The following is a 2,850-nucleotide window of genomic DNA, read 5'->3' as shown; positions in this document are numbered from 1 at the left end:
GGGGGGGGGGGTGGGGGCCCCCCCCCCCCCCCGGGCCCGGCGGGGCCGCCGCGCTCGCGGGGGGGCGGGCCCCCCCACGTGGGGGGGGGGCCGCCCCTTCACGCACGTACCGGAGTTCAGATCAGCCCGTGCTCCCGCAGATACTCCAGCTGCGCCCGCACCGACAGCTCGGCCGCCGGCCAGAGCGAGCGGTCGACGTCCGCGTACACCTGCGCGACGACCTCCGAAGCCGTCGTGAAGCCGTTCTCGACGGCGGTCTCCACCTGAGCGAGCCGGTTGGCGCGGTGCGCGAGGTAGAAGTCGACGGCCCCCTGCGCGTCCTCCAGTACGGGCCCGTGCCCCGGAAGCACGGTGTGCACCCCGTCGTCCGACGTCAGCGAGCGCAGCCGCCGCAGTGAGTCCAGATAGTCACCGAGCCGCCCGTCCGGATGCGCCACCACGGTCGTCCCGCGGCCCAGGACCGTGTCCCCGGTGAGTACCGCCCGGTCGGCCGGGAGATGGAAGGAGAGCGAGTCGGCGGTGTGGCCGGGGGTCGGTACGACCCGCAGCTCCAGGCCGCCGGTGGTGATGACGTCCCCCGCACCGAGGCCCTCGTCGCCGAGGCGCAGCGCGGGATCCAGCGCCCGTACCGGCGTACGCGTCAGCTCGGCGAAGCGCGCGGCCCCCTCCGCGTGGTCCGGGTGGCCGTGCGTCAGCAGGGTCAGCGCGATGCGCTTGCCCGCGCCCGCCGCCGTCGCGACCACGGCCTTCAGATGCGTGTCGTCGAGCGGGCCCGGGTCGATGACGACCGCCAGGTCGGAGTCCGGCTCGGCGACGATCCAGGTGTTGGTCCCGTCGAGCGTCATCGCGGACGGGTTCGGCGCCAGGACGTTGACCGCCCGCGCCGTGGCGGGCCCGGACAGGACCCCGCCCCTGGGCTGGCCGGGGAGTGCTGCGGCGTCCGTCACGCGGGGGCTCCTGTCGTCCGGGCCGTCGTCCGGGCCGTCATCCGGGCCGACGTCCTGGGGGTGGGCTGTCGTGCAGCGGGTGGGCTGGGGTCCGGGCCGGTCACTCCGGGGCCCCCGTCGCCGGCAGCCGCCGGGTGAACTCATCATGACCCGGCCAGCTCAGCACCAGCTCACCGCCCTCAAGACGGGCTCGCGCCAGCACCGGGGCGAGCTGCTGCGCCGCCGCACCGGCCAGGGCGCCGGACACCGTCGCGTACGGCTGGAGCGAGCGGAGCGTCGAGATCGTCGGGGGCATCATCAGCAGCTCCCCCTTGTCGTACCCCTCCGCCGCCTCCACGGGCCGGACCCAGACCGTACGGTCCGCCTCGGTGGAGGCGTTACGGGTCCGCTGGCCGTCCGGCAGCGCGGCCACGAAGAACCAGGTGTCGTACCGCTTCGGCTCGAACTCCGGGGTGATCCAGCGCGCCCACGCGCCCAGCAGGTCGGAGCGGAGTACCAGCCCCCGCCGGTCGAGGAAGTCGGCGAAGGAGAGCTCACGGTCGACAAGCGCGGCGCGGTCCGCCTCCCAGTCGTCGCCGGAGAGGTCACTGACGACGGTGGACGCGGTCTCGCCCGCGAGCAGCACGCCCGCCTCCTCGTACGTCTCCCGGACGGCGGCGCAGACGATGGCCTGGGCGGAGGCGGCGTCGACGCCGAGCCGCACGGCCCATGCCTCGCGCGGCGGCCCCGCCCAGCCGATGGCGCGGTCGTCGTCACGCGGGTCGACGCCGCCGCCCGGATACGCGTACGCGCCTCCGGCGAAGGCCATGGAGGCGCGTCTGCGCAGCATATGGACGGCGGGACCGGCAGCGGTGTCACGCAGCAGCATGACGGTCGCGGCCCTGCGCGGTGCGACGGCGGTGAGCTCGCCGGCCGCCAGGGCACGGATACGGTCGGGCCATTCCGGCGGGTACCACTGACCTTGGGACATGGCCGGAGGCTAACCGCTCTCGCGCCGATGTTCGAGAGGGTGGCCGGGGACCGCCCCGGCCCGGCCCTCCAGCAGCTCTAAGACTTCAGCTCGACCTGGATCTCCACCTCGACCGGCGCGTCCAGCGGCAGCACCGCCACACCCACCGCGCTGCGCGCATGCACTCCGCGGTCGCCCAGGACCTCGCCCAGCAGCTCACTGGCGCCGTTGAGCACGCCCGGCTGGGCGGTGAAGTCCGGGGCCGACGCCACGAACCCCACGACCTTCACGACCCGCTCGATCCGGTCCAGGTCGCCGATGAGCGACTTCACGGCCGCCAGCGCGTTCAGCGCACAGGTACGCGCCAGGTCCTTCGCATCCTCGGCGGTGACCTCCGCGCCGACCTTCCCGACCAGCGGAAGCTTGCCGTCCACCATCGGCAGCTGCCCCGCCGTGTACACGTACACACCGGACTGCACGGCCGGCTGGTACGCGGCCAGCGGCGGCACGACGTCCGGAAGCGTCAGCCCCAGATCGGTCAGCCGCGCTTCGACGGAGCCGCTCATGCGGACTTCTCGCGCTTGAGGTACGCCACGAGCTGCTCGGGGTTGTTCGGTCCGGGCACGACCTGGACCAGCTCCCAGCCGTCCTCGCCCCAGGTGTCCAGAATCTGCTTCGTCGCGTGCACCAGCAGCGGCACAGTCGCGTATTCCCATTTGGCCATACGGCGACTGTAGCCGCTGTCACCGACAGCCTCGGGCGTACCACCGGGCCCGACTGGTTAGGCTCGAATACGTGAGCAGGCTTCAGGTCGTGAGTGGCAAGGGCGGGACCGGAAAGACCACGGTCGCCGCCGCGCTGGCGCCCTTGAGCTCCCCCCAGGAGGACGACCCCCTGCGCCCAGGATGGGTGGTTAGCGCCGGGCCCGCCCCCCAGAAAATCAAAGTCGGGGCA

At 73.6% G+C, this 2,850-nt stretch carries 4 protein-coding genes; all 4 read right to left on the bottom strand.

Annotation, left to right across the window (positions count from 1 at the left end):
• Positions 1-116: 116 nt before the first annotated feature.
• Positions 117-947 (bottom strand): MBL fold metallo-hydrolase, encoded by an 831-nt coding sequence (locus ACFXBC_RS34940; protein ID WP_385034117.1) that lies wholly within the window; start codon positions 945-947, stop codon positions 117-119.
• Between the two features lie 100 nt (positions 948-1,047).
• Positions 1,048-1,917, bottom strand: coding sequence for an NUDIX hydrolase (locus tag ACFXBC_RS34935; protein ID WP_385034114.1), 870 nt, complete (start codon positions 1,915-1,917; stop codon positions 1,048-1,050).
• Between the two features lie 77 nt (positions 1,918-1,994).
• Positions 1,995-2,462 carry a RidA family protein gene (locus tag ACFXBC_RS34930; RefSeq protein ID WP_385034111.1) on the bottom strand — a complete coding sequence of 156 codons (468 nt, stop codon included), beginning with the start codon at positions 2,460-2,462 and terminating at the stop codon, positions 1,995-1,997.
• A complete protein-coding gene (locus ACFXBC_RS34925; RefSeq protein ID WP_164258849.1) occupies positions 2,459-2,620 on the bottom strand; it encodes a DUF4177 domain-containing protein in 162 nt (53 codons plus the stop codon). Before ACFXBC_RS34925 ends, ACFXBC_RS34930 begins: the two co-directional genes overlap by 4 nt.
• Between the last annotated feature and the right edge of the window lie 230 nt (positions 2,621-2,850).

Origin of the sequence: Streptomyces sp. NPDC059398, assembly GCF_042751845.1 — a bacterium.
Taxonomy (GTDB): domain Bacteria; phylum Actinomycetota; class Actinomycetes; order Streptomycetales; family Streptomycetaceae; genus Streptomyces.
The sequence above is the reverse complement of the archived record's forward strand: the minus strand, read 5'-3'. Positions and strand labels throughout refer to the sequence as shown.